Origin of the sequence: Falsihalocynthiibacter sp. SS001, assembly GCF_042445055.1 — a bacterium.
GTDB lineage: Bacteria > Pseudomonadota > Alphaproteobacteria > Rhodobacterales > Rhodobacteraceae > Falsihalocynthiibacter.
This window is the reverse complement of the sequence record NZ_CP170339.1, coordinates 372,501-397,885: the sequence shown is the minus strand read 5'-3', so window position 1 is coordinate 397,885 and position 25,385 is coordinate 372,501. Positions and strand designations below refer to the sequence as shown.

The following is a 25,385-nucleotide window of genomic DNA, read 5'->3' as shown; positions in this document are numbered from 1 at the left end:
GGCCCCAATGACTAATTCAAACGACGGATGTGTACGGATTGAAACCAGTGGTAATATCGCTGAAATCATTCTCGATCGTCCGCAAAAGCACAATGCGTTGACGCCGGAAATGTATCGTCAGATCGCCAAGTGCTGTGCCGAGGCAAACGAAATTCAATCTGTACATACTGTAATCTTTCGAGGCGCCGGTGAACGAGCGTTTTGCGCTGGATCAGACACCAAAGCGCTTGATGGTTACGAAGATTTTTGGGCTTGGCGCAATCGGTTCGATTATATCCCGCCTATATTGTCCTTGCGCAAGCCCGCGATTGCTGCCGTCAAAGGTTGGGCCCTCGGCGGGGGACTTGAGATCGCGCTGGCATGTGATCTGCGCGTAGTGGCAAAATCTGCCGTATTTTCCGCACCTGAAGTGCAACTGGGCTGGAACGGCGCAGGCGGAGCTGCACACCACTTAACGGCTCTTTGTGGCTACGGACAGGCAATGAAACTCCTCCTGAGCGGAGAACGCTTTTCTGCAGACGAAGCAGAGCGCATTGGAATGGTCGAGTATCTTGTAGAACCGGGCGACGAACTTGCGCGCGCGCGCGAAGTCGCACAGATGATCTCATCAAACTCTACGGTCGCGACGCAGGCTGTGAAGGCTGCAGTGCGCGGAGCGATGGACCTAAGCCTAGAACAAGGTTTGCGAAACGAAAATGAACTTATGTCACTCTGTTTTGCAAAGATAGAACACGCTAAGCTCAAATCTCTCTTAGAAGGGCGAGATGAATGAGCAAGAAGCAAGAACTATCAAACAGCGATCCCAAGAAAGTCAAATCCACGGTTCCTGCTGTCGAAAAAGCTCTGGACGTACTGGAGCTACTGGCCGCATCCCCAAATGGGCTGACAATGAACGAGATCGTCGATTCTCTTGGCCGAACAATGGGGGAAATCTACCGCGTTGTTGTTTATATGACTGAGCGCGGATATCTATCGCAGGACGCGGAATCTAACCGATATTCGCTGACCTTGCGCCTTTTTGAATTGTCGCATCAGCATGACCCGACCGAGCGCTTGATCCATTCGGCATTACCAATGTTGGAACGAATAGCTGCTCGCACCAGACAGTCGTGCCATTTGGGTGTCCTGAACCGTGAAAATATCCTTGTGCTCACATCGGTGCAGAGCCCCCTTCCCGCTGGCTATGGTGTACGTACCGGCGCGCTATTTCCTGTGAATCAAACCAGTTCTGGACACGTAATTCTCGCGTTTTCTTCGAAGGATATTCAGGAACGCTATATTGCGCGGCAACCGTCCCAAGAGCGCAGCGCACTAAGAGAGCGCCTGAACCAAATCTATAAGAATGGATTTGAGGATGTCGCCAGCACCATGATAACTGGGGTGCGCAACCTCTGTGTCCCGGTTTTTGACAGCCGTGGCGTTGCTGCCGCAATTACTTCGGGGTTTATCGGTCAAACAAGCGCGACAGCGACAGCCGAAGAAACGCTCGCCACAATTCGCATCTCTGCGCTAGAGCTTTCAAAATCCTTGGGATTTCAATTGGAAGTTAGCCCGTTTGAGGCCGCGCTTACAGTATAACTAAGGGATCACTATGACCAAGACATCACTAAATCTTCCACTCAAGGGGCTACGCGTACTGGACTTCGCGCAGTTCCTTGCGGGTCCGGTAGCCGCCTTACGGCTAGCGGACTTAGGCGCTGAAGTCATCAAGGTCGAACGCCCACAGGGAGGAGACCTTTGCCGCTCTATGGTCGTTAACGATCAGCGACTAGATGGCGAGAGCCTAGTGTTTCATACTTTTAACCGCGGCAAGAAGAGTATTGCGGCTGACCTAAAGAAATCTGCCGATCTTGCGCAGGTACGTGAACTCATAAGAACCGCCGATGTGATGATTCACAATTTTCGCCCCGGCGTTATGGAACGCATCGGCCTTGGCTATGAAACCGTAAAGGAACTGAACCCGAAATTGGTTTATGGAGCGGTTTCAGGCTATGGCACCAGCGGACCATGGGTCGGGAAGCCCGGGCAAGATTTGCTCGTACAATCACTTTCGGGAATCGCATGGCTAAACGGGAATGCGGATGACGGCCCTGTTCCGACTGGCTATGCAATGCTTGATGTCGCGACAGCAGGAAATCTAGTGCAAGGAATCCTCGCATGTCTCGTTAGGCGAGGTATTTCTGGCGAAGGCGGAGTCGTGGAAGTCGATTTATTGTCCTCGGCGATTGATATGACCTTTGAGCAATTTACCTGCTTCCTTAATGATGATCAGCAACAACCGAGGCGTCACGCGATAGGTAATGCGAATCCATATCAGCCTGCGCCATACGGGATATACAGAACAGCGGATGGATATCTCGCGTTCGCAATGACACCACTTGCAACAGTTTCCGAAGTTCTTGAAGCGCCGGAAATCAATGAATTCGAACAGGATCAGGCATTCTCGCATCTGGATGAAATCAAGGAAATCGTCTCGCAAATATTTGCGACAAAACCGACGCAAGATTGGCTCTCGATCCTCGAGCCTGCGGGCATCTGGTGCGCTCCGGTTTTGGACTGGCCAGAGTTTGTGACGAGCGAAGGGTTCAAAGCACTTGAACCTATTCAAGTAATTCAAGCCCGCTCCGGCGAAACAGCGCGAACAACCCGCTGCCCGATCCGTATTGATGGTGCACAATTGACGAACTCTGCGGGTGCTCCGGCTCTCGGTGCAGACACCCAGGACGTGCTGCAGTCGTTAGCCTCCGCTGTTCAATGACGGCCCCACTCCAAGGGATAACGGTTGTTGATTTCAGCCAGTTTCTCGCAGGTCCTTATGCTTCGCTAAAGCTCTTGGATATGGGCGCCCGAGTGATCAAAGTCGAGAACCCTGATAAAGGCGACCTATGCCGCCACCTTTATCTTTCTCAAACCGTTGTGGGCAGCGATTCTACGCTTTTTCATGCTATTAATCGCGGCAAAGAAAGTATATCACTCGACTTGAAATCCAGCACCGGCCTGGACGCAGCAAAGCGTTTGATCCTAAGAGCTGACGTTGTGATCCAAAACTTCCGACCTGGTGTTATCGAGCGCCTTGGTCTTGGATACGATGCCGTGCGCGAATTAAAGCCTGATATCGTCTATGGATCTATTTCTGGATATGGCGAAACAGGGGAGTGGGCCAATCTCCCTGGCCAGGATCTGTTGGCGCAGGCGCGTTCTGGCATCATGTGGCTGACTGGCAACGCGGATCAAGGCCCAGTGCCAATTGGCTTACCGATTGCAGACATCACAGCGGGAGCCGCCCTTGTTCAAGGGGTGCTAGGGGCGCTATTTCGCCACGCGCGGACAGGTCAAGGCGCCAAGGTTCAAACTAGTCTGCTGGAAGCTTTACTTGATCTACAGTTTGAATTTCTCACAACTTACTTAAACAATGGTGAATCACCCCCCGTCCGCGCCGAAAAGGGTTCCGCGCACGGATATCTGGCGGCGCCCTATGGTGTCTATGAGACACAAAGCGGCCATCTCGCGCTTGCAATGACTCCCCTCGCCAAATTGGCAGGCCTGCTCGACGCTCCCGAACTCACCGTAGCCGCAAACGAAGTAAATGGTGAGTTTACACAAAGAGCGGCAATCTTTTCACATTTACAACATATCTTTCTTAAGCGTTCTGCCACCTCTTGGGAAGAATATCTGGGCTCTCATGGCGTCTGGTGTGCAAAGGTTTTGAACTGGAACGAAGTCATTAAGGGTAGCACGCCGCCAGTATCGGATATGCTTGCCCATGTCCGCGAAGCGAAGGGAAGTCTAACTATGATTAATGCGCCCTACTGCATTGACGGCAATAGGCGTCAGATTGATCGCATTGGCCCAACCCTTGATCAGCACGGTCAGGCCATTCGTCGCGAAATCGGGCTAATTTAATATGGGTATGGTTACGCTATAGCCGCGCGCAGTCGCTCGGTCTTTTGTCGGGCCAGATTGCTCTTTTGCCGATGCTGCGAATATCTATCCACGGAAACCGCTGCCAAAAGCACACCACCGCGAACGATGTCGTAAATATAAGGTGAGGCATTCATCAGATTCAAACCATTATCAATCAAGACGAGGAACACAGCACCAATAACGGACCCGATAACTGTACCGGAACCTCCGGTTAGTTTGGTCCCACCCAGAATAACCGCCGCAATCACCGTAAATTCTATACCGATACCGATTCCTGACTGAAGCCCTCCGACGCGTGCCAGCAATACCAACGCAGCGATCCCCGTGAGCATTCCGCTAATGCCATATGCTAAAACGGTAATTTTGTTCGTCGGCAGGTTTGTTTCATGCGCGGAGCGTTCGGAGTTCCCCAAAGCCCGTATATAGACGCCAAAGCGTGTGTGATTGAGGATGTAAACACCAGCAATAACCACCAGTAGCAAGATGAGAATTGGAACGGGAATACCAAGAATCCGCCCGTTTCCCAAAAACCCCATTTCACGTGGCACGGGAATATTTTGCGCCCCAGTTAAATGAATCGCCGCACCGCGATATATTGAGTATGTCGCCAATGTGGTAATGAGCGGTGATATCCGAAACTTAATTATGAGAATTCCGTTCAGCGCACCGAGCGCACTTGCACATATCATGGCCACAACAAACGACAGGACATAACTGTCGGTCTCAAGCATCAGCTGTGCAAAAAGAGCGGAGGTAAAGAAAAGTATCGCTCCAACGGAGATATCAATGCCTGCTGTGAGGATAATGTAAGTCATCCCAATTGCCATGATCGCCGTCACGCTCGCCTGCACGAGAACTGACTGCATGTTTGACAGCGTCAAGAACACCGGTGAAACTGCGGTCAATACAGCAGACAAACAAACCGTCGCCGCGAAAATCGCCATCCATTTTTGGCGAAACAGCTTCGCGAAACTTTGCGAACTCATACCTTGTCTCCTAGTTCGTGGGGCAAACCTTCGCTTGCGGCGAGCGAGATAATTTTTACGGGGTCATATTCTGCGCGCTCAAACGAACCGGCGATCCGCCCCTTGCGCATTACCAGCATTCGATGCGTCGTATGCAGCAACTCCGGTAAGTCAGACGACACGATGATCACGGAGCGGCCACTTTCGGCGAGATCAATGATAGATTGATGGATGTCGAATTTCGCACCGATATCCACACCCTTGGTTGGCTCATCAAAAATCAAGATATCCGGGTTCATCGCTAGCCAACGCCCCAACAGGACTTTCTGCTGATTCCCACCAGATAGATCTCCGATCTGGCTTTCCACATGCGGAACCGAAATGGACATCTCATCGACTACGCTATTAGCCTTAAGTCGCTCACCGCGAAACCCTATACCTTTGACGGTACGCTTAACGAATTCTGCAAGAGCCGATGCGGACAGGTTTTCGCGAACGGGACGGTTAAGAAACATACCATGACGACGACGATCTTCGGGAACATAGCACACGCCTGCCTTTTTCATGTCCTTAATCGAAGTCGGCGACATTTCTCGCCCCATTATCTGAACACTGCCGCGACTTGGCCGCAGCCCAAAAATCGCCTCTGCAAGCTCGGTCCGCCCTGCCCCCATCAATCCCGATATCCCAAGGATCTCACCTTTTTTCAGGCTAAAATTGATATCATCGAAATCAGGAGAATTGAGGCTCTTTACGCGCAGGACTTCGTCTGATTGCCTATCGGCAAGTTCCAGTTGAGCATCCTGAAGTGCCCGTCCAACCATCATTTCTTCAAGATTGCGCTGCGATACTTCATTAAGTTTTCCATGACCGACCTGGTGACCGTCTCGAAGGACTATGAAGGTGTCGCATAGTCGATATATCTCTTCCATGAAGTGAGATATGAATACTATCGCCAATCCTTGTGCCTTAAGGGAGTCCACAATTTCGAACAGTTTTTCTCGCTCAAGAACCGTCAACGATGTAGTGGGCTCGTCAAGTATCAGCACTCGATTAGCGTGAAGTAGTGCCTTGGCAATTTCAACAACTTGCTGATGCCCCGCCCCTAACGTTTCAACCAAGTCACTTGGATCAATGGACATCCCCAGTATGTCGAGTTGCTGCTGAGCAACTTTGTTGGTCTCACGCCAGTCAATTCGGGCCGCTTTACCGGGCAAATCGGAAATACAGATGTTCTCTGCAACGGTAAGAGAACCAAAAAGCGAAAGCTCCTGATGAACTGCAGACACACCGTGCGCTGCGCGTTCCGGGCCTGGCACTTCTTTCCCGCGCACCAAGATTGTGCCTTCGCCGGGTTCCAGCAGGCCACAAAGCATGTTTTTCGTGGTCGTTTTTCCTGCGCCATTTTCACCGACAAGGGCGAGCGCCTCGCCCGGGCGCAGATCAAACGTTACATTGTTTACAACCGTACGCCCCGAGAACGATTTCGACAGGTTTCGCACAGACAGGACAGGCTGAACCTCCGTAAACTGATGATTTTGCTGCATCAGCGGTTCCTCTTGTTGCTAAACGTCATCGCAAGCCAAGTACCTGCAAATATCAGAACGCCTTGAATGATAAGTTGGTCATAAAATGGGATTCCAATCAAGTTCAGCCCATTGGTCAGTACCGCCAAAAGAGCCACGCCCAAAACGGTCCGCTCGATCGACCCTTCGCCACCGGTCATACTTGTACCGCCCAAAACGACCGCGCCGATAATGATCAGCAACAACGTATCGCCCACTCCTGGAATGGCGTTTCCTAAGTTCGCAATTGAGATGAAGCCAGCAACTCCAGCCAGTACCCCCGACAACAGATATACAGAGCACTCAGTCCAAGCAGTATTGATACCAGCGTAACGCGCAGCGTCGCGATTGGCACCGACAAGCATAACATGTCGCCCCCAACTGGTTTGGCGCAACGCAATCGCGCTTAGCGCGCATAATGCCATCCCAACTAGGGTAACCGCGGGAACACCCATCCAAACGACAAAACCGAAGTCCAGCAACGCGAACGGCGTCCCCTTAACTGCGATCCCTTGGCTCATTACAAATGCAAGCCCGCGTGCAATCAGTTGTGTCGCCATTGTTGTAATAAATGGTGTGAGCCGGAAATAACCGATCATCACGCCGTTCAACAAGCCAAAGCCTGTACCTACGGCGATCGCTGTAGCGACACCCATCGCGATGCTATCTGTCTGGGCCATAACCAATCCCGCCAGCACGGCACTTGCGCTGATGACCGTGGATATGGATAGATCAATGCCTCCCGCCAAGAAGACAAACGTCATCCCAATCGCCGCGATCAGCACAACCGCGTTTACACCTAGCATAGCCTCCATGTTGCCCGCTGTGGCGAAGTACGGAGAAATAAGTGAAAAACTAGCCGCCAGTACAAGTACAATTGGTATGGCAGGGAAAGTCTTGAACGCGGTGACGCCTCGAAGTTGCATGATTATTCAAACTCTTGATAATAAGAAAGCGCGCCGAGATCGGCGCGCTTTGTCTATTTCAAATGTGGTGCGCTATTTTGCGCCCCAGATCATGGCCTTGTTGGCCTCAGCATCGGCGCCAGTGTAAAAATCCCCGGGGATAACGTTCGTGCGGTCGACTTCTTTACCGTCCAAAATGTCAGCTACAAGCGAAACCGCCTTGCGACCTGTTGCCTCAGTGCCCATTACTACAAATCCGTCGGCGACACCTTTCACAACCGCTTGATAACCGTCGTTAGAGCCGTTCACACCCGTCACAACCACGTGGCCCTCTTCTCCAACTGGCACCAACTTGCCTGAATCCGATAGCACCGTTTCTACTGCAGGAATGTGAGTATCGGTTGCTGCAAACACTGCCTTTACATCTGAATTAGCTTGAAAAGCATTCTGTGTGCCAGAAAGCGCGCGCGCAGAGTCCCAATCTGTCGGAACTTCAATTAGTTTAACGTTGTCCAACTTGGCTATGCCTTCACGGAAACCTTTCGAACGATCGATACCATTCTGGTCATTTAGGGCGCCAATAAGTTCAACAATGGTGATTTCACCTTCGACATCTTTCAATGCCTCGGCAGTGTATTCGCCGGCCAAACGACCGTCAAAGGTGGAATCAGGACCAACAAAGGCTTGAACGACTCGACTATCGGGTAGGTCGCGGTCGTAGGCTACGACGGGGATGCCCGCCTTCTTTGCGGCAAGAAGAGCACGTTCAATCGTGTTCTGATCCACAGCGCACACGAGAATCGCATCAACCTCCTGCGTAATCAGTGACTGAATCTGGGCGTTTTGCTGTTGTGCGTCACCATCCGCCACAACTTCTAAGATTTCAAAACCACGATCTTCGGCCTCTGCCTTAATACCGTTGTTTACTGCGACGCGACTCTCAAAGAGTTGGTCGACGGATAAACCAATTTTGATTCCATCTGCATAAGCGCTGCTCACTGCGGTAATCGCGACAGCCGCCGCCGCTGCTAGTAGTTTCTTCATGTTTCTCTCTCCCAAAGCATTCGACCGTAAACGAGCCTCATGCCGTCCAAATTCACGCCCATTCGCATTCAGGCACTTTCACATTTGCAAATTACTTTTAAACTTGCAAGGAGAATTTGGTCGTACAAAACTAGCACTCGGAACATTAGTCTTCGTACCATCCCACTCATTGTTGCCGACGCGCCGCCCGTTCGGGAAACTGAGATGGATACTAGTACCAAGTTGCAGATCCGAATTTTACCACGCCCCTAGCTGATTTTCGGACTCGGCATTCATTAGCGCAAGTGAATCTGCTCGACCTTAGGCGCGTTCTCGATGACGCTGATGTGGATCAGGAATAGGCACTGCTGACAGCAAAGACTTAGTGTACGGGTGCTTTGGCCCTGCTGCTAGTTCTTCACGGGTCAGCAACTCAACCATTTCGCCCTTATACATAACCGCAACGCGATCACAGATATGATCCACCACTGCGAGATCATGCGAGATAAAGATATACGTCAGAGCAAATTCTTCCTGAAGGTCCTGCAATAGGTTCAAGACCTGCGCCTGAATGGGCACATCCAACGCGGATACCGCTTCGTCTGCGATTACCAGCTCAGGCCGTGTCGCCAATGCGCGCGCAACGCCAAGGCGCTGACGTTGGCCACCCGAGAATGCATTCGGATGACGCAATAGATATTCAGGGCTCAACCCAACCTGCGAGAGAAGTTTCGCCACACGGTCGGTGAGCTCTTTGCGTCCCAGGCCCTCTGCCTTTTCGATACATTGACCGATCAGATCAATAACCCGCAAGCGCGGATTTAGGGACGATTGCGGGTCTTGAAATACCATCCGCATATCGCGCCAAATCTCACGCATTTCATGCTTGTTCGCCTTCGCGATATTCGCTGCGGGCTTATCCTGCCGCAAGAATTCAATATCTCCGGACGTAGGCGGGAGAATGCCCATAATTGCGCGACTTAGCGTCGATTTACCCGAACCGCTCTCGCCGACAATTCCGAACGTTTCACCACGCAGAACGTCGAACGACACGTTGTTCACCGCTTTGATCGTTCCAGACGGCTTGCTAAACATTCCGCCCCCAACGGGAAATTCGATACTCAGGTTACGCACCTTAACGATTGGCTCTCCTGCTGGGGGGCGCGGTTTTGCGGGGATCAACTCTGGTGGGTTCTCCGGGTTTTTCAGTAGTTCATGAATATCCGGCAGGCGCTGCACACGTTGACCGCCGAGTTTTGGCACCGAGGCCAAAAGCGCGCGCGTATAGGGATGCTTGGGAGATTCAAAGATCGAGTATACGTCGTTTTTCTCAACGATCTTGCCATGATACATGACGACGATATCCTCGGCGACCTGAGCGGCCACACCCATATCGTGGGTGATAAGCATCACGCCCATTTGGCGTTCTTCTTTCAATTCCGCGATCAGGTCCAGAATTTGGGCTTGCGTGGTCACATCAAGTGCTGTGCTTGGTTCATCTGCGATCAACAGACGCGGCTCGCACGATAGCGCCATTGCAATCATTGCGCGCTGACGCATTCCACCTGACAGTTCAAAGGGATAAGCCTCGAATCGTTCTGCTGGACGAGGAATCCCAACGCGATCAAGCAAATCAATCGCGATTTCTTTTGCTTCAACCTTGGAGACATTTCGATGCAGCATGATCGTTTCGACGATCTGCTTGCCGATTTTGGTGATCGGACCCAGCGAGGACATCGGCTCTTGGAAGATCATCGAAATATCGCCACCACGAATTTCGCGCACCTCAGGGGCGCCCGCTCGCATTTTGGCAAGGTCAATAGATCTTCCGTCTGCGTGGTTATAAACGATAGAGCCTTGCGTGATTTTCCCCGGCTTGTCGACGATGCGCAGTATGGAGCGCGCCATAATTGATTTGCCCGAGCCACTCTGCCCCAACACGACCAAAGTTCGGTTTGCCATTACGTCCAGGTCGACCCCGTCCACGGCCGTGACGACTCCATCTTCGGTGAAGAATTGCGTTTTCAATCCGCGTATTTGAACCAGCGGCTGTTCGATTGTGGTTTTCGGATCAATGAGCATTTGGATCTGCGGCGTCACGGAGGCCGTCCCCTAGGAAGTTAAGTGCCAGCACGGCAAGAACTATCATCGAACCAGGCGCAATGAGCAACCAAGGGGCCTCGACGATGGAGCGGATGTTTTGAGCCTCTTTCAGCAGGGTTCCCCAAGATATGATCGGGGGCTGCAAACCTATGCCCAAGAAGCTAAGCGATGTTTCGGCCATGATCATCAACGGTATTGCCAACGTCAGGGATGCGATAATGTGGCTGGAGAAGTTCGGCACCATATGCTTGCGGATCACCTCCCAGTCGGTAAGCCCGTCAAGGCGTGCGGCGATAATGAAATCTTCGCCGCGCATCGCGAGGAATTTCCCACGCACTTCTCGCGCCAACGAGGTCCAGCCGATCATTGACACAATCAGGGTCACGACAAAGTAGGTCCGCAAAGGGGGCCAACCCAAAGGAATGGCAGCTGCCAGCCCCATCCAGAGTGGAATGGTCGGTATTGAGCGCAGGAACTCGATCAAGCGTTGGATCAGGTTGTCCACCAAGCCGCCGTAAAAACCGGATATTCCGCCGAGTGTAACGCCCACGATCAACGATACCACAACCCCTACAAGGCCAATCGACATTGATACTTTGGTGCCTATGATGATCCGGCTCATCATATCACGCCCAAGACGGTCCGCGCCGAGGAAATACACGCGATCTTTTGGATTTACAGGGCCAAACAGATGCCGATCCGACTTTATCATGCCCCAAAACTCATATTCGGCACCACGTACGAAAAAGCCCAAAGGGATGATTTTTTCTGGGTCGGGCTCGTAGGTACGGCGCATCGTGGCGCTATCTATTTGCATCGCCATTTTCTTGGCGTGTAGTTGGAAGCTACGGTTGCCCTCTGCGTCCTCGACAATGAAATGAACACCCTGAGGCGGCTGGAAAATGGCGCGACGATTGGTATCGGCTGCGTCTCCCGGTGCCAGAAAAGGCCCGAGAATTGCCATTAGATAGATAAGTCCAACAAGCCAAAGGCTCACGTAGGCGACCTTATGGCGTTTGAACTTGCGCCACATCAGCGCCCAAGGGCCAAGCACGTTCGGGGCCTCGGTTTCGTCCACTATGGGTGAATTTGTTGCGAGTGTTGTCATTGATAACGGATCCTTGGGTCAATCCACGCCAACAAAACATCCGACAACAAGGTGCCCAGAACGGTTAGGATGGAGACAATAAAGATAAGCGAACCAGCAAGATACATATCCTGCACCAATAGCGCGCGCAGCAAGAGCGGACCCGTGGTGGGTAGGTTCATCACCACTGCTACAATAATCTCGCCGGACACGAGAGTGGGCAAAATCCAACCGATGGTTGAAATAAACGGGTTCAACGCGACGCGAACTGGATACTTCATGAGCAGTTGAAATTCGCTCATCCCTTTTGCGCGAGCGGTCACAACATAAGGTCGGTAAAGTTCATCTAGAAGGTTTGCGCGCATAATACGGATCAGGGCAGCAGCGCCGGATGTGCCAACAACAACGATCGGCATCCATATACGCGACATCAGATTGCCGAACTTCTCGAGGGACCACGGTTGATCGATGTATTCTGGACTGACTAATCCACCAACACTTTGCCCGAAATACTTGAAGGATACATACATCATAACCAGCGCCAGCAGGAAATTCGGGATTGCAAGCCCGATGAATCCAAAGAATGTCGCGATATAATCCCCTGCCGAGTATTTCTTGACGGCAGAATAGATCCCAATCGGGAGCGCAGTTGCCCAGATAAATGCCAGTGTCATCAAGGAAATCCCGAAGGTCCACCCGAGACGATCCCAAATCAAGTCATTTACGGGTAGGTTCTTCTCGAAGGAAATTCCGAAATTTCCGTGCAGCAGGATGCCCTTCATCCATTTGTAGTATTGAACATACATCGGCTGCCCCAGTCCGTATTGATCGCGCAGCGCCTGCTGGGTACCCGCGTCCAAACCGCCGGAATCGCTGAGTTCTGCAGCGAGCGTGTCCAGATAGTCTCCGGGAGGAAGTTGGATGATAGCAAACGTCACGATCGAGACCAAGAACACGGTCGGGATCATGTAGAGCAATCGGCGATAAACGAAACTGAGCATTGGTTCGGGCCTTAATCAATCTAATTGTGGAGCCGCCGCCGCGGAGGACAAATACGGCGACTCCACCGGTGCTAAATCATGCCAGCTTAAGAGAGAAGCAGACATGACCCGTTCGAGGGACGACTTATTTCAGGTTGTCGCCACCTTCGAAATAGTATTGCGCAGTGTATGGCGCCGGTGTCCAAAGCTGTCCAGCGATGGGCATTGGGTCAGGGTAATTGCGCAAATTGTTCCGCGCGATCCCGAAGGCCCCATCCACTTGTCGCAGGCCAATCGTCAGGAGTTGCCCTGCTGCTTGGTCGATCAGTTTCTTGAGCGCTTCTTCCTGTGCAGCAGGATCAGCAGAAGCAGTTACACCTTTGTAGGCCTCAAACAGTGCTTTGATATCTGCCGGAGGTTCCTCGCCTGTGCTTGGGTTTACACCCCATTTCGCCCATTCCGGAGCAAAGTGAATGATCGCCGGACGCGGCAAGTAACAATCGGGGTTGGTGTAGGCATCAACCAAACCGCCCGGACAATTCCAGATATAGCCATCGTGCTCGGCATTCTGGGTCAGCTCATTCAGGCGTGAGCGGTCAGTGGCGCGTACCTGAATATCCAATCCAACCTCGGCGGCCTGCTCCGCAACGATTTCCATAACATCAGGGTACTGGAAGCCAAACACATCAGCGACCAAGAACACCAAAGTAAAGCGGTTGCCGTCCGGCCCCAAACGGAACCCGTCGGAGTCGCGTTGATCAAGACCAATACCGTCCAACAACTCATTTGCCAGTTCGGGATCGAACTCTGTGTGCTGCGTAGACCACTCCTCGTTATACAAAGGCGACAACGGATGCGGTGAAGTCTGCACCGGATTGCCAACACCTAGATATACGAGGTCGATGATTTCCTGACGGTCCACCGCATGACTAAGCGCTTTGCGGAACTCGAATGTGTTTACGATCTCGCGCTTAACAGGGTCGCTATTATTGAGATTCAGCATCAAAGCCGCTTGGCTCGCGGTGATATCGCCCACTTGGTAGAAATCGTACTGTCCTCGCTCTTTGTTGTCGGTCAGAGATGCAAGGTTGGATGCACGCCCGATATGGCGCGCCATATAGTCGATCTCGCCGTTGAATGCTTTCAACAGGATACTTTCAGGATCTTCAACCTGATCCCAAGTCACGCGGTCGATATAGGGCAATTGCTGGCCTTCGGAATCTACCTTGAAGTAGTAAGGATTCCGTTCCGCAACGACGCGATCAGAAGCGCCATAGGCAGTCGTCAAATGCCATGGGTGCAATGTTGGGCGGTCGACGTTTTGCCAGAAAATCGGCGTATGCATCGGGCCGGATTTCAGGTTGAACAACGCCATCCAATCAGCGGCAGCAGGCTCGGCATCAACCAACGCTTGAACGTCGGGGTTATAGTCCGCGTGGAATTGCTTCAGATAATGCGCAGGATAGTTCACCACGTAGTAGCCATAGCCATACGCCATGTTTTGCAGGAACAGGCCGTTTGGCTCGGCGAACTTAAACTCGACAGTCGTCTCGTCAATTTTGGTGACTTCTACCGGACCGCTCGGACCAACAAAGTTCGGGTGCTGTGATTGCGTCAGGCGATCATCGTTAAAGACTTCGCTCCAGAACATGATGTCGTCAACGGTAAACGGTTCGCCGTCCGACCATTTCATTCCTTCGCGCAGCTTGAAAGTAAAGGTTGTTGCATCCTCAGAGACCTCATAGCTCTCTGCGATATTCGGGTGCACAGTGCTCCAGTCGGCACTCCAACGCACGAGATTCTCATTCGAGATCAGCCGTACGATGTTGTGCTGATCCCCGCCTCCCAATATGGCGCGGCGCAATGTGCCGCCATATTCACCAATGGAGTCTAGTGTTTCAAGAACCATCGGTTCGGTGGGAAGGCGATCCTGGACCTCTGGCAAAGTGCCGGCGGCAACTTGCTCGGCAAGCATCGGCGCCTCTTTATAGTCCGCGCCAAAGGCTGCCCCCGCAAGACATAGGCCCGCAACGGACGTTGCAAGTAGCCCTTTCATCTTCAAGTGTAGTCCCATTCTGTCCTCCTCTATTGAATGGTTAGTCTTTTAGTTCACCAGTTAGTGACCGACCCGTCGGGCCTTCTGAGATGAGGTCCTTCTACATGTGTCGCGACCTGCTTGCGCAGCGCGTCTTCGTTGACCTCGATGCCCAAGCCGGGCTCATCAGGTAGCAAGTAGTCAGGACCGTTCATTTTGATCTGCTTTGGGAACAGGGATGCGTCGTGATACCCGAGATTTTCAACAACTGTCTGACGTGTTTCCAGCCAGCTAAAGTTCGGGATCGCCGCTGACATATGAACGCTCGCCGCCGTACAGACCGGCCCGAGCGGATTGTGTGGCATCACGTCGACGTAGTGGCGCTCGCTCATGGCCGCGACCTTCATCGCTTCGGTAAAGCCGCCGATATTACTGATGTCCAGACGCATATATTGGGTCATTCCGGCATCAAGAAAACGCGCGGCCTCCCATTTGGAAGCAAACTCTTCGCCCACCGCAAACGGAATTTCGGTCATGCGGCGAAGCGATGCATAGGCCTCGGGAGTTTCAGAGCGGATCGGCTCTTCGATAAAATTCAGTGTCCCACGTGGCATCATTGCGCAGAAGTCCGCCGCCTCGGCCACGGTATAGCGATGGTGCATATCCACGCCCAAACATATGCTCTTGCCGTATGCCTCGCGGATCGCGATCAACTCTTCTGCAGTTTTGCTCAGGGACGCGCGAGGGTCGAAAATCTCGCTATCGTCAAAGCTACCGGGATAAGTGCGCACACATGTCCAGCCCTGATCAATGAGCATACCGATCTCTTTGAGAAGCTGCTCTGTCGTTTTCCCCATCGAGGTCCCAAACGTCGGGACAACATCGCGCTGTTTGCCACCGAGTAGCTGATACACCGGCACTCCGAGGCGCTTTCCCAAGAGATCATATAAGGCGATATCAATTGCGGAGATTGCAGCCGCCAGAATACGGCCACCCTCAAAGTACTGGCTGCGATAGCTTTCCTGCCAGATCCGAGAAATATTGCGGGAGTCCTGCCCTACCAAGAAGCTGGAATAGTGTTGGATTGTAGCGGCCACAGATTGCTCACGGCCAGACATGCCGCTTTCGCCCCACCCCACAAGGCCATCTTCGGTTGTAACCTTTACCAAGAGCTGGTTCCGCAGTCCCACGCGCGCAATTAACGGTGTGATTTCGGCAATTCTGGCCTTCTGCGCCGCACTTTGCCGAATTAGTTGTGCCGCTGTGAACTGTGCCGTTTCTGGTTTTGTGGCGATCTGCGCTTTGTCGGCCATTGATAACTCCGAATCGTCATGATTGGGTTCATACTATTATCATTTAATCAAAATAGTCGACTATTTTTTATATATGGTATGACTAAAAACTCAAGATATTGAAAATAATGGGGAATTAATTTTACAAATGCTCTACTAAATTATAAAAATCGTACTAGAATGATGAAGCCGCATTCATCAGGAGACCAGTATGGCAGAGCCGAACGCGCTTCAGCATCAAGAGCAGTCGCTCTACTTAACCATTCTGGAAGACATCTTTCGGGGAAAGCTCTCGGGCGGAGATCGGCTAAAGGTTTCGGCGCTGGCAAAACAATATGGCCAAAGTGCAAGTCCTGTGCGCGAAGTGCTGCGGCGGATGCAGGGTGAAGGGTTTGTCGAGATTCTGCCGAACAAAGGCGCCGTAATTGTATCCGCAAACGCAAACACCATTCAGAACATTTTTGAAGTGCTTCAGTTGCTTGAGCCGTACTTCGTCGAGTGGTTTGCCGAATACGCGCTTCCGGAAGTCGTCGACCAACTTGAAGTGGTCCACAAGAAGATCATCGCGCTTGATCCCGATGATCTCTATAGCTTGCGCCAATTGGATTCCGAGTTTCATTACCTCATCGCAAATCACCATTATAATGATGCCGCCGCCAACACATGGAAGCGCCTTCGTACGGCCCTGACGGTGCATTCTTCGCGGTTACGCATTAGTCCAACGCGTATTGCGACAATCATCGAACAACATGGTGAACTGATTGCGGCCTTCAGAGCAAATGACGCCGCCCGCGCTCGTGAGGTAATTCAAAAACACGTCAGCGGCTCCTTCGACCAACTCTCACAGCAAATGCGAGCAGCTGGAATGTGGTCTGCAATAAAAAACTACAGGCAATAAGATGTTGCAGCTTGTTGTCTGACGTCAGCGCCTATGGGTCCAAATAGAGCGATTTGCTAAGAGTGTGTTTCTGGCTCATCGTGACCACCGAGGGGTGGACGATGAGAAAGACAACGAAGAGCCCAAGCGAGAGGATTTTCCTAGACTTCAAGCGAGCCACACGCAAATACGATTCATCCAAATGAGGCCAGAACCGCTTTGGATAATTTGCGCGGAGGGGAAAGCATTACTTGCGTCAAAATTCGCGTGCGTATGCCATTATTTCTGAGCATCTTCAGTGAAGAATTTAGCTTTCTCTCGATCGAGCAGCTCAGCTGCATCTACACCAAGAGCGGAAGCAATTCTTTCTAGAACGCGCGCTGATGGATTTCGAACTCCACGCTCAACGCCGCTAATATAACCTCGATCAAACCCGCTCTCTGCAGCAAAATCTTCCTGAGTCATACCACAACTCTTGCGTAAACGTCGAAGGTTCCATCCTATTCTTTGACATATATCCATCTAAGGATAGTCGACAAATGAGACCAATCAGACCACGACTTATAAGTCTCATTTTTCGCTCGACAACACGCTATTTTGATGTAACCTAGTCGAGTAGAAAGATATTACCCATGTAGTTGTCACTTGTAATCGATGTTGCCGAAGGAACTCAGAACTATGTCACCGATGCTCGCCCCACATGACCAGATCGCCCGCCATAGATGCCCTCCTATTGATCGCCAAGCGCTCTATGGCGAGTTTGCGCCAGCAATGAAGCAAGGTGGCAAACTATTTCATGACATTGCGGATCGAGCTGCATATGTCTTTATCGTGGGTTTTCTACCGTCACACTTGCGCCCCCAAAATAATGAAATATTGACTAGAATAACCACACCATACCACCGACCTACGAGCCTTGACCGCCGCCATGGGAATCGCAAACTTTTTGAAGATGCGGTTCGCGACCTACTGATCAGCCCCACCTAAGTAGTCCAGTTTGAATGTTAGTGCATGATCGGCCTTAGTTCCATCGGGACGATGGTTTCCGGAGCCGGCGGGCGGTAGCCCAGAGCACTGTGTGGTCGTTTGGTATTGTAGTGTTTCCTCCAGCTTTCGATGATAATCTGTGCTTCGCGTAGAGTGTAAAAGCTCTCCCCGTTCAGCAACTCGTCGCGGAACCGGGCATTGAAACTTTCGCAATACCCATTCTCCCACGGCGAGCCAGGCTCAATGTAAGCCGTTTTGGCTCCAACCGCCTCAATCCAGTCTCGAACAGCCCGAGCTATGAACTCCGGGCCGTTGTCCGACCTGATGTAGGCCGGAACGCCGCGCAAGATGAACAGATCCGTGAGTGCGTCGATGACTTCTGTCGAGTTCAACTTCCGCTTCACCCGGATCGCCAGGCATTCCCGGCTGTATTCGTCCAAGATGTTCAGGGTCCGGAACGCTTTCCCGTCATCAGTTCGATGATGAACGAAGTCATACGACCAGACGTGGTTGCGATACTCTGGCCGCAGCCGGACACATGAGCCATCATTTAGCCAGAGCCGCCCCTTCTTGGGTTGTTTCATGGGTACTTTGAGCCCCTCACGCCGCCACAACCGTTCAACCCGCTTGTCGTTCACCTGCCAGCCCGCATCCCTGAGCAGAGCCGCAATCCGGCGATACCCGTACCGGCCATACTGACGTGCCAGTTCGATCATATCAGCAACCAGCCGTTCTTCGTCACTTCGGTCAACAGGCAACCGCCTCTGGGTGGATCGGTTCTGCCCCAAAACACGACAGATCCGCCGCTCAGACACCCGCACCTCATTGCGAATGTGATCGATGCAGGCGCGGCGGCGCGAGGGGCTCAGAAGTTTCCCCGTGCGGCTTCCGACAGGATCAACTTGTCCAGGGTCAGATCAGATACGGCTCGCCGCAGTCGATCATTCTCCTTCTGAAGCCGCTTTAGTTCCCTCAGTTGGTCGGTTCCCATTCCGCCATATTGTTTGCGCCAACGATAAAACGTCTGTTCAGTTATCTGCACTTGCCGGATTGCATCAACACGCGGCATGCCTTGACCGCAAAGCACCTCAACCTGCCGCAACTTCGTGACAATCTCTTCTGGCTTGTGTCGCTTAATTCCCATTTTCAATCCTCCGATTCCTAACTATAGGGGCGGACCACTTCAAAGGGGGAGGACCACTGCGTTTGGCTGGGCTGAAGGCGCGTTCATGGAGGCTTATAACACCAACCGCGCTTTGGTGGATGCTGCAGCGCTTGAGGGTAACCCTGTTGCGGAAGCTGTGTTTACTCTAGTCACAGAGCATGGCCCGTGGCGTGGCACGGCAAGCGGGTTGATAATAACCCTGCGCAACAGCTATCCGCAACTCACCGACGATCCGCAGATGTTTCCCCGCAGCGCCAATAAGCTCTCCAGCGAATTGCGCCGCGTCCATCCGATTCTGCGCCGCCAAGGCATAACCATCACCCGAACCCGCGAAGGCCGCACCGGGCAACGCTTCATCGAGTTAAAGAATGCCTGATTTGATCGTCAGCATCGTCAGCATCGTCAGCCAATCATACAGATAAGGCCCCATAAACTAAGGACGGCTGACGATACTGACGGTGCTGACGATAGATTTGCCAAAACTCACAGTGATAGAATTAATTAGTTTCCCGAGAAGCTTGAATTGGCCTATGGTTCTGTAGAAAATCCTATAGATATCATTTCTTTATTTTCAGCCGAAATCAAAATGCAAATCCAATCAAAATTTACAGGAATTATTGTGAAGAATGAAAAGTGCCATAAATTTACAATTAAATCCTGCCCCGACAAGCATTCTGGACTTGGTCGCGTTCTGGTACACTTCAAAAGACGAGACAACTCTAAACGCTTCCAAATCGTCCGAATTCTAACTCCCAAGGGTAAAGCCGCATACGCCGCTGTAATTGGTCACTACGAAAGCCCAGATTACATAAAAATGGACTATGACCTAAGAGATGAGTTAGGTTTGAGTGTCGGCGAGACGACTTTGCTCGAAATCAAGAGGTGCGGGCCGTTTGAAACAGTCTATTGGTATCTCACTGCGCGCGATCCATTAATCAAGGTACCTGCGGTTCTCGCGCTGACCTCCGTAGGCATGGGAGTTGTTAGCTTGATCATATCACTGAGGTCTTGAATTTATTTTTTTTTGCAACCAATTGTGACTCGACCATCGGTTGATGCCACAAAGTCATAAGAATTCAGAAGGTAGCGCGTGGAATTGCCTCCCAATAGCCTTGTCCCTTTAATTGCATTACCCCTTCGAACGATACTAATGCTCCAAACTTCGATTTTAGAGCGAAACTGATTGGAAATTTTGGTTGAATAGTTTCACCCATAAGCTTGATGTGAAACCCATTTGGAAACTTTGCACCAGAGCTACCTTGCAATTTACTTCTTTCAATAAAGCCGCCTTGAAACATTCCGCTTCCTGTAGGCATGACATCCAACTCATCGTCCGAATTTTCAGACAAGAAAATAAAATTCGTGATAGGGTCCATGAAGTGAGACGCCGAAATTGTAACTTCAATTTCGCCGGGTGATTTCTCCGCCACTGTCCAAGTCAGATTTGAAAATGTTTTATGTTCTGGTGCAAAGCTAGATTTTCCCTGCACCACACTGACAATTTGATTCAAAGCAACTTCAAGGCCTTGAGTGAACATATCTATATATAAATTCTGCAACAAAATGGGCGGCATCTCCACGTTTCCGACTTTAACTGGGATCAGTTTACATTGACCTTTTGTTGCCTTCAGTAGCGCGTTCTGCCACTCAACTTTAACCATTGGACTCTGTAAACTTCGCTCCGATACAAAAAAGAAAACATACTTTGGTGCTGTAAGCCCACCATTCATCTTATCGATAACTCCGTCACCTGGCTGTATCGACCAACTGTCATAGAAAACCTGATCTTCTCCGAAGATATCGCGTAACCGCAAAGCAATTGGTTCAACCACCGGCTTATCACCATGATTATGGCTCAAAAAAATCATTTTTATTTCCTAATAGTTTTGCGAGTGAGTGTCGGTATTTTTCCTAACTTGCTAGTATAATCAAGGAATAAGAGCGTTTAGGAATCCGTTCACGCATATTCGGCTTTTATGTTCTATAAGTTACACTTGCTGCAATGCCCCAAGCCGCACGGATGTCCGCTGTGCCGGAGGAGCCAAAACATCTTCAAAATCTACTTTGGTTTTGAATGGAATTTGTGGGGCGAATATCGGGATGGTTTACATCTATACTAGTAACGAAGGAAAACTATGCGATTTGAAAATAAATGCCCTGTTTGCTGGTCTGAAGCCGACAAACATTCGAGTGCTAATGACACCTGCCGCTTCGAATGCGAAAGATGCGGTACTTTTAAGGTGTCACGTACTGCTGAAAGGTTGCTAGAAATTTCGGCAGAAAAATTTCTCAGCCAAGCTAACCTTTTTGGTAAGACGGCAAATAGTGACTTAGCTCCTAACAACACACCATTTGCTGCATCACTCGGGCATTGGCTTCAAGATCAGCAACGCTATAATCTCGATCCACTTCTTATCTCCGAAACAGTAACCCGCCATACCGAAAAACCATATTTTCCTAGTATCGAAACTCAAATTGCGAATTTGTTGCGCGTAATTGGTAATCATGTAGGTGAACCCGGCCCAGAGCGTTCGTTCGAATTTGGCCCTACCCAATTCAAGGTTGGCTGCAAAACTCGAGAAGGAGTTGTAGGGCTTGCAAAACATCTTTCCGAAATGGGACAAATCGAATTTCGACCAAGCAAAACCCTCGAAGGTATTACATTCTCGGCGACAATGACGGTCGCAGGGTGGATCGAGTACGAAAGGATTTTGGCGGACAATAAGGTGGGACGAAAAGCGTTTATTGCAATGCCGTTTGGAAAAAGAGATCTAGATGATGAATGGTTGCCAAGTTTACGAAATGCAGTAGCACAAACAGGTTATGAACTTGAACGCGTGGACGATAAACCAAAGTCGGGCTTGATTGACACTCGCATGAAGTTGCAAATCAAGGCCGCTCGTTTTTTGCTAGTGGAACTGACACATAGTAACCTCGGTGCATACTGGGAAGCGGGTATGGCGGAAGGCCTTGGTAAGCCAGTAATATATTTACGTAGAAGCAATGACTTGGACAAGGCTCACTTTGACGTAGAACATTCGTTTCGAGTCCAGTGGGATGCTCACGACTTAGAACCTGCCCTTGAAACATTAAAAGCGACCATCCGCAACACAATGCCAGATGCGATCATGACTGACGACACGGACAGTTAATCATGAACAAGTTTATAGCGTTGGCGAGAGCGCTCCCAGTACCAAGAGCACGTTGTTTTCGGATAGGGCTAAAAAAACCACCAGTATCCTACAAAAAAGCCAACTAAAATTAACAACCAGTAACTCTTTAGGAATTTGATCTGAACTCCGACATTTACAGCTCGAGAATAAGATTCTGCGTCTACACCCGTAAGCAACTCAATCTTGATAAAGTTCTGCTTCTTCTGACCACCGAACCCAACCTCATTGACCCGCGCTATATAAGGTGGCGTTGGGGAACCATCATCGCGCCTAAGTGCGCTCAAAACCCAACGACGGTCTTCCGCGTTATCTACTATTCCGTATGATTCACCGGGGCTTATTTTTTGGCCAAATCTCGTGAGCTCCCAAGTCGGATCAAAAAACTGAACTGTATCACTCCAGTAGCCGCCGTCATCGAATAGCTCCTTCCATTGTATGTCGATCCGCTCATCTACTCTCAGAGCCGGCAAGCTTGGCCCTAATGTGGCAGTTAAAATTCTTCTGGCCAACGAAATCTCCAAACAATTCGCCCCGTACAACCATTGATCTCACCGGTGCCCCGCTGCTTCCACAGTGCTTCCAGCGTAGCACCATTGTAGCACCGTATGGAACTGGCAGCGCAAAAAGCCCCGCGAGCGGAGTTCGTAGTGCGTTGTAATTGCTGCAGATTTTTTTGGTTGCGGGAGTAGGATTTGAACCTACGACCTTCAGGTTATGAGCCTGACGAGCTACCGGGCTGCTCCATCCCGCGACGCTTGGGTTTTGAGGCCCTTATCGTCCCCCAGGAGATATTTGTTCTGGGGCTTGAGGTATCGTTTGAGAGATACGTGTTATGTTTCTTACTAGGTTTGGCGGCGACCTACTCTCCCACGCCTTAAGACGCAGTACCATCGGCGCAACAGTGCTTAACTGCCGAGTTCGGGATGGGATCGGGTGTTTCACTTGTGCCATGACCACCAAACCGAGAAAGAAACACAACGCTCAGCTACTATCTTGTTTTGTTTCACTTAAAAAAGTGCAGCTTTTGATTTTTCCGCCTCATCCGTTCCCGAACAGATGTTCGGTGGTGAGGTTTGTAGAAGTCTCGCTTCTACTGGATCAAATCAAGCCTATCGGGCAATTAGTATCAGTCAACTGAGTGCGTTACCGCACTTACATCTCTGACCTATCGACGAGGTGGTCTACCTCGGCCCTCAGGGAGATCTTGTTTTGAAGGGGGCTTCCCGCTTAGATGCCTTCAGCGGTTATCCTGTCCGTTCATAGCTACCCAGCACTGCCATTGGCATGACAACTGGTCCACCAGTGGAACGTTCACCCCGGTCCTCTCGTACTAGGGGCAACTCTTCTCAAATCTCCTACACCCACGGCAGATAGGGACCGAACTGTCTCACGACGTTCTAAACCCAGCTCACGTACCTCTTTAAACGGCGAACAGCCGTACCCTTGGGACCTGCTCCAGCCCCAGGATGAGATGAGCCGACATCGAGGTGCCAAACACTGCCGTCGATATGAGCTCTTGGGCAGTATCAGCCTGTTATCCCCGGCGTACCTTTTATCCGTTGAGCGATGGCCCTTCCACTCGGGACCACCGGATCACTATGACCGACTTTCGTCTCTGCTCGACTTGTCAGTCTCGCAGTCAGGCTGGCTTCTGCCATTGCACTCAACGACCGATTTCCGACCGGTCTGAGCCAACCTTCGCGCGCCTCCGTTACTCTTTAGGAGGCGACCGCCCCAGTCAAACTACCCACCATACAGGGTCCCGGATCCAGATAATGGACCGCGGTTAGACATCAAACAGAATTAGGGTGGTATCTCAAGGGAGGCTCCACCGAAACTGGCGTTCCGGTTTCAAAGCCTACCACCTATCCTGCACAAATTGTGTCTGATGCCAGTGTAAAGTTGTAGTGAAGGTGCACGGGGTCTTTCCGTCTAACCGCGGGAAGCCTGCATCTTGACAGGCAATTCAATTTCGCTGAGTCCACATTTGAGACAGCGGGGAAGTCGTTACGCCATTCGTGCAGGTCGGAACTTACCCGACAAGGAATTTCGCTACCTTAGGACCGTTATAGTTACGGCCGCCGTTTACCTGGGCTTCAATTCGGAGCTTGCACTCCTCCTTTTAACCTTCAGGCACCGGGCAGGCGTCAGACCCTATACGTCGTCTTGCGACTTCGCAGAGCCCTATGTTTTTAGTAAACAGTCGCCACCCCCTGGTTTGTGCCCCCGACCAAGACTTGCGTCCTAATCGGGCCTCCTTCTCGCGAACTTACGGAGGTATTTTGCCGAGTTCCTTAAATGTGGTTCTCTCAAGCGCCTTGGTATTCTCTACCAGTCCACCTGTGTTGGTTTAGGGTACGATCTTAAAGAGGGGCTATTTCCAGGAACCTCTAAGCAGCCCATTCAATCCAATAAGGATGAACTACCTTCGAGATCCGTCACCACCTCACGGCCCAGGAATATTAACCTGGTTCCCATCGACTACGCCTTTCGGCCTCGCCTTAGGGGTCGGCTTACCCTGCTCAGATTAACTTTAAGCAGGAACCCTTGGACTTTCGGCGACAGGGTCTCTCACCCTGTTTGTCGCTACTCATGTCATCATTCTCACTAGTGATCTCTCCACCCGATGGCTCACGCCCGGGCTTCACAGAAAGCTCCTTATCCTCCAAGGCTTTCCGAAGAAAGCTAAAGAGGATGGGAACTATGTCACACTACGCTCTGCTACCATGCAATAAATGCATCCTAAGCTTCGGCTCATGGCTTGAGCCCCGTTACATCTTCGCCGCAGGACAACTTAATTAGACCAGTGAGCTGTTACGCTATCTTTAAAGGATGGCTGCTTCTAAGCCAACCTCCTGGTTGTTTTGGTCGTCCCACCTGCTTTCCCACTTAGCCATGAATTAGGGGCCTTAGCTGTAGGTCAGGGTTGTTTCCCTTTTCACAACGGGCGTTAGCACCCGCTGTGTGTCTGCCGGATATTACTTCTCGGTATTCGGAGTTTGATTAGGATCAGTAAGACGGTGAGTCCCCATTACCCATTCAGTGCTCTACCCCCGAGAGTATTCGTCCGACGCTCTACCTAAATAGATTTCGCAGAGAACCAGCTATCTCCGAGTTTGATTGGCCTTTCACCCCTAGGCACAACTCATCCCGACCTTTTTCAACAGGTGTGGGTTCGGTCCTCCAGTGAGTGTTACCTCACCTTCAACCTGGTCATGCCTAGATCACTCGGTTTCGGGTCTAATGCATCTAACTCAGTCGCCCTATTAAGACTCGCTTTCGCTGCGCCTACACCTAACGGCTT

General features: G+C 51.1%; 21 protein-coding genes, 1 tRNA gene and 2 rRNA genes (1 of these 24 only partly in view). 8 read left to right on the top strand and 16 right to left on the bottom strand.

Annotation, left to right across the window (positions count from 1 at the left end; genetic code table 11):
- Positions 1 to 7 precede the first annotated feature (7 nt).
- Genes ACFE33_RS01905 through ACFE33_RS01890 form a run of 4 tightly spaced genes read left to right on the top strand, consistent with a single transcriptional unit; the run spans position 8 to position 3,903 of the window.
- On the top strand, positions 8 to 772 hold the full coding sequence (locus ACFE33_RS01905; protein WP_380056155.1) for an enoyl-CoA hydratase/isomerase family protein: 765 nt from the start codon (positions 8 to 10) through the stop codon (positions 770 to 772).
- Complete coding sequence (locus ACFE33_RS01900; RefSeq protein ID WP_380056152.1) at positions 769 to 1,578, top strand: IclR family transcriptional regulator; 810 nt, start codon at positions 769 to 771, stop codon at positions 1,576 to 1,578. Before ACFE33_RS01905 ends, ACFE33_RS01900 begins: the two co-directional genes overlap by 4 nt.
- 13 nt (positions 1,579 to 1,591) lie before the next feature.
- Entirely contained in the window at positions 1,592 to 2,758 is a 1,167-nt protein-coding gene (locus tag ACFE33_RS01895) for a CaiB/BaiF CoA transferase family protein (RefSeq protein WP_380056150.1), read from the top strand.
- Entirely contained in the window at positions 2,755 to 3,903 is a 1,149-nt protein-coding gene (locus ACFE33_RS01890; protein WP_380056147.1) for a CaiB/BaiF CoA transferase family protein, read from the top strand. Before ACFE33_RS01895 ends, ACFE33_RS01890 begins: the two co-directional genes overlap by 4 nt.
- An 11-nt stretch (positions 3,904 to 3,914) precedes the next feature.
- On the opposite strand, the gene ACFE33_RS01885 is transcribed toward ACFE33_RS01890, so the two are convergent.
- The 9 genes from ACFE33_RS01885 to ACFE33_RS01845 form a co-directional block, all read right to left on the bottom strand.
- Positions 3,915 to 4,910: an ABC transporter permease gene (locus tag ACFE33_RS01885; RefSeq protein WP_380056144.1), complete on the bottom strand. Its 996-nt coding sequence runs from the start codon at positions 4,908 to 4,910 to the stop codon at positions 3,915 to 3,917.
- On the bottom strand, positions 4,907 to 6,436 hold the full coding sequence (locus tag ACFE33_RS01880) for a sugar ABC transporter ATP-binding protein (RefSeq protein WP_380056143.1): 1,530 nt from the start codon (positions 6,434 to 6,436) through the stop codon (positions 4,907 to 4,909). Before ACFE33_RS01880 ends, ACFE33_RS01885 begins: the two co-directional genes overlap by 4 nt.
- Complete coding sequence (locus ACFE33_RS01875) at positions 6,436 to 7,380, bottom strand: ABC transporter permease (protein WP_380056141.1); 945 nt, start codon at positions 7,378 to 7,380, stop codon at positions 6,436 to 6,438. The genes ACFE33_RS01880 and ACFE33_RS01875 overlap by 1 nt, the downstream gene beginning before the upstream one ends.
- 72 nt (positions 7,381 to 7,452) lie before the next feature.
- Entirely contained in the window at positions 7,453 to 8,403 is a 951-nt protein-coding gene (locus ACFE33_RS01870; protein WP_380056140.1) for a sugar ABC transporter substrate-binding protein, read from the bottom strand.
- 300 nt (positions 8,404 to 8,703) lie between these two features.
- Complete coding sequence (locus tag ACFE33_RS01865; RefSeq protein WP_380056138.1) at positions 8,704 to 10,482, bottom strand: dipeptide ABC transporter ATP-binding protein; 1,779 nt, start codon at positions 10,480 to 10,482, stop codon at positions 8,704 to 8,706.
- Positions 10,454 to 11,593 carry an ABC transporter permease gene (locus ACFE33_RS01860; RefSeq protein ID WP_380056137.1) on the bottom strand — a complete coding sequence of 380 codons (1,140 nt, stop codon included), beginning with the start codon at positions 11,591 to 11,593 and terminating at the stop codon, positions 10,454 to 10,456. The genes ACFE33_RS01865 and ACFE33_RS01860 overlap by 29 nt, the downstream gene beginning before the upstream one ends.
- The gene (locus ACFE33_RS01855; protein WP_380056135.1) at positions 11,590 to 12,573 is read right to left on the bottom strand and encodes an ABC transporter permease; all 984 of its coding nucleotides are present in this window, start codon (positions 12,571 to 12,573) and stop codon (positions 11,590 to 11,592) included. Before ACFE33_RS01855 ends, ACFE33_RS01860 begins: the two co-directional genes overlap by 4 nt.
- Positions 12,574 to 12,697: 124 nt before the next feature.
- A complete protein-coding gene (locus tag ACFE33_RS01850) occupies positions 12,698 to 14,626 on the bottom strand; it encodes an ABC transporter substrate-binding protein (protein ID WP_380056133.1) in 1,929 nt (642 codons plus the stop codon).
- A 35-nt stretch (positions 14,627 to 14,661) separates the two neighbouring features.
- A complete protein-coding gene (locus ACFE33_RS01845) occupies positions 14,662 to 15,900 on the bottom strand; it encodes a mandelate racemase/muconate lactonizing enzyme family protein (protein ID WP_380056131.1) in 1,239 nt (412 codons plus the stop codon).
- Between the two features lie 190 nt (positions 15,901 to 16,090).
- On the opposite strand from ACFE33_RS01845, the gene ACFE33_RS01840 reads away from it, so the two are divergent.
- On the top strand, positions 16,091 to 16,777 hold the full coding sequence (locus ACFE33_RS01840) for a GntR family transcriptional regulator (protein WP_380056129.1): 687 nt from the start codon (positions 16,091 to 16,093) through the stop codon (positions 16,775 to 16,777).
- Positions 16,778 to 17,035: 258 nt separating this feature from the next.
- Here ACFE33_RS01840 and ACFE33_RS01835 read toward each other — a convergent pair whose 3' ends face one another.
- Together ACFE33_RS01835 and ACFE33_RS01830 are read right to left on the bottom strand one after the other, a co-directional pair.
- Positions 17,036 to 17,278 (bottom strand): helix-turn-helix domain-containing protein, encoded by a 243-nt coding sequence (locus tag ACFE33_RS01835; protein WP_380056127.1) that lies wholly within the window; start codon positions 17,276 to 17,278, stop codon positions 17,036 to 17,038.
- A gap of 482 nt (positions 17,279 to 17,760) precedes the next feature.
- A protein-coding gene (locus ACFE33_RS01830; RefSeq protein ID WP_380052470.1) for an IS3 family transposase occupies positions 17,761 to 18,887 on the bottom strand; the annotation gives its coding sequence in 2 pieces (ribosomal slippage) (positions 17,761 to 18,623 and positions 18,623 to 18,887; 1,128 coding nt in all).
- Positions 18,888 to 18,972: 85 nt separating this feature from the next.
- On the opposite strand from ACFE33_RS01830, the gene ACFE33_RS01825 reads away from it, so the two are divergent.
- Positions 18,973 to 19,284, top strand: coding sequence for a hypothetical protein (locus ACFE33_RS01825; RefSeq protein ID WP_380056125.1), 312 nt, complete (start codon positions 18,973 to 18,975; stop codon positions 19,282 to 19,284).
- Positions 19,285 to 19,431: 147 nt separating this feature from the next.
- On the top strand, positions 19,432 to 19,920 hold the full coding sequence (locus ACFE33_RS01820) for a hypothetical protein (RefSeq protein ID WP_380056122.1): 489 nt from the start codon (positions 19,432 to 19,434) through the stop codon (positions 19,918 to 19,920).
- Between the two features lie 64 nt (positions 19,921 to 19,984).
- Here ACFE33_RS01820 and ACFE33_RS01815 read toward each other — a convergent pair whose 3' ends face one another.
- The gene (locus ACFE33_RS01815; protein ID WP_380056119.1) at positions 19,985 to 20,776 is read right to left on the bottom strand and encodes a toll/interleukin-1 receptor domain-containing protein; all 792 of its coding nucleotides are present in this window, start codon (positions 20,774 to 20,776) and stop codon (positions 19,985 to 19,987) included.
- Positions 20,777 to 21,043: 267 nt separating this feature from the next.
- On the opposite strand from ACFE33_RS01815, the gene ACFE33_RS01810 reads away from it, so the two are divergent.
- Positions 21,044 to 22,060, top strand: a complete 1,017-nt coding sequence (locus ACFE33_RS01810) for a hypothetical protein (RefSeq protein ID WP_380056116.1) — start codon at positions 21,044 to 21,046, stop codon at positions 22,058 to 22,060.
- A gap of 68 nt (positions 22,061 to 22,128) precedes the next feature.
- On the opposite strand, the gene ACFE33_RS01805 is transcribed toward ACFE33_RS01810, so the two are convergent.
- The 4 genes from ACFE33_RS01805 to ACFE33_RS01790 form a co-directional block, all read right to left on the bottom strand.
- Entirely contained in the window at positions 22,129 to 22,590 is a 462-nt protein-coding gene (locus ACFE33_RS01805; protein ID WP_380056114.1) for a hypothetical protein, read from the bottom strand.
- 165 nt (positions 22,591 to 22,755) lie between these two features.
- A tRNA-Met gene (locus tag ACFE33_RS01800) sits at positions 22,756 to 22,832 on the bottom strand.
- Positions 22,833 to 22,927: 95 nt separating this feature from the next.
- A 5S ribosomal RNA gene (gene rrf / locus ACFE33_RS01795) occupies positions 22,928 to 23,042 on the bottom strand.
- Positions 23,043 to 23,180: 138 nt separating this feature from the next.
- A 23S ribosomal RNA gene (locus ACFE33_RS01790) occupies positions 23,181 to 25,385 on the bottom strand; it runs 630 nt beyond the window's last position.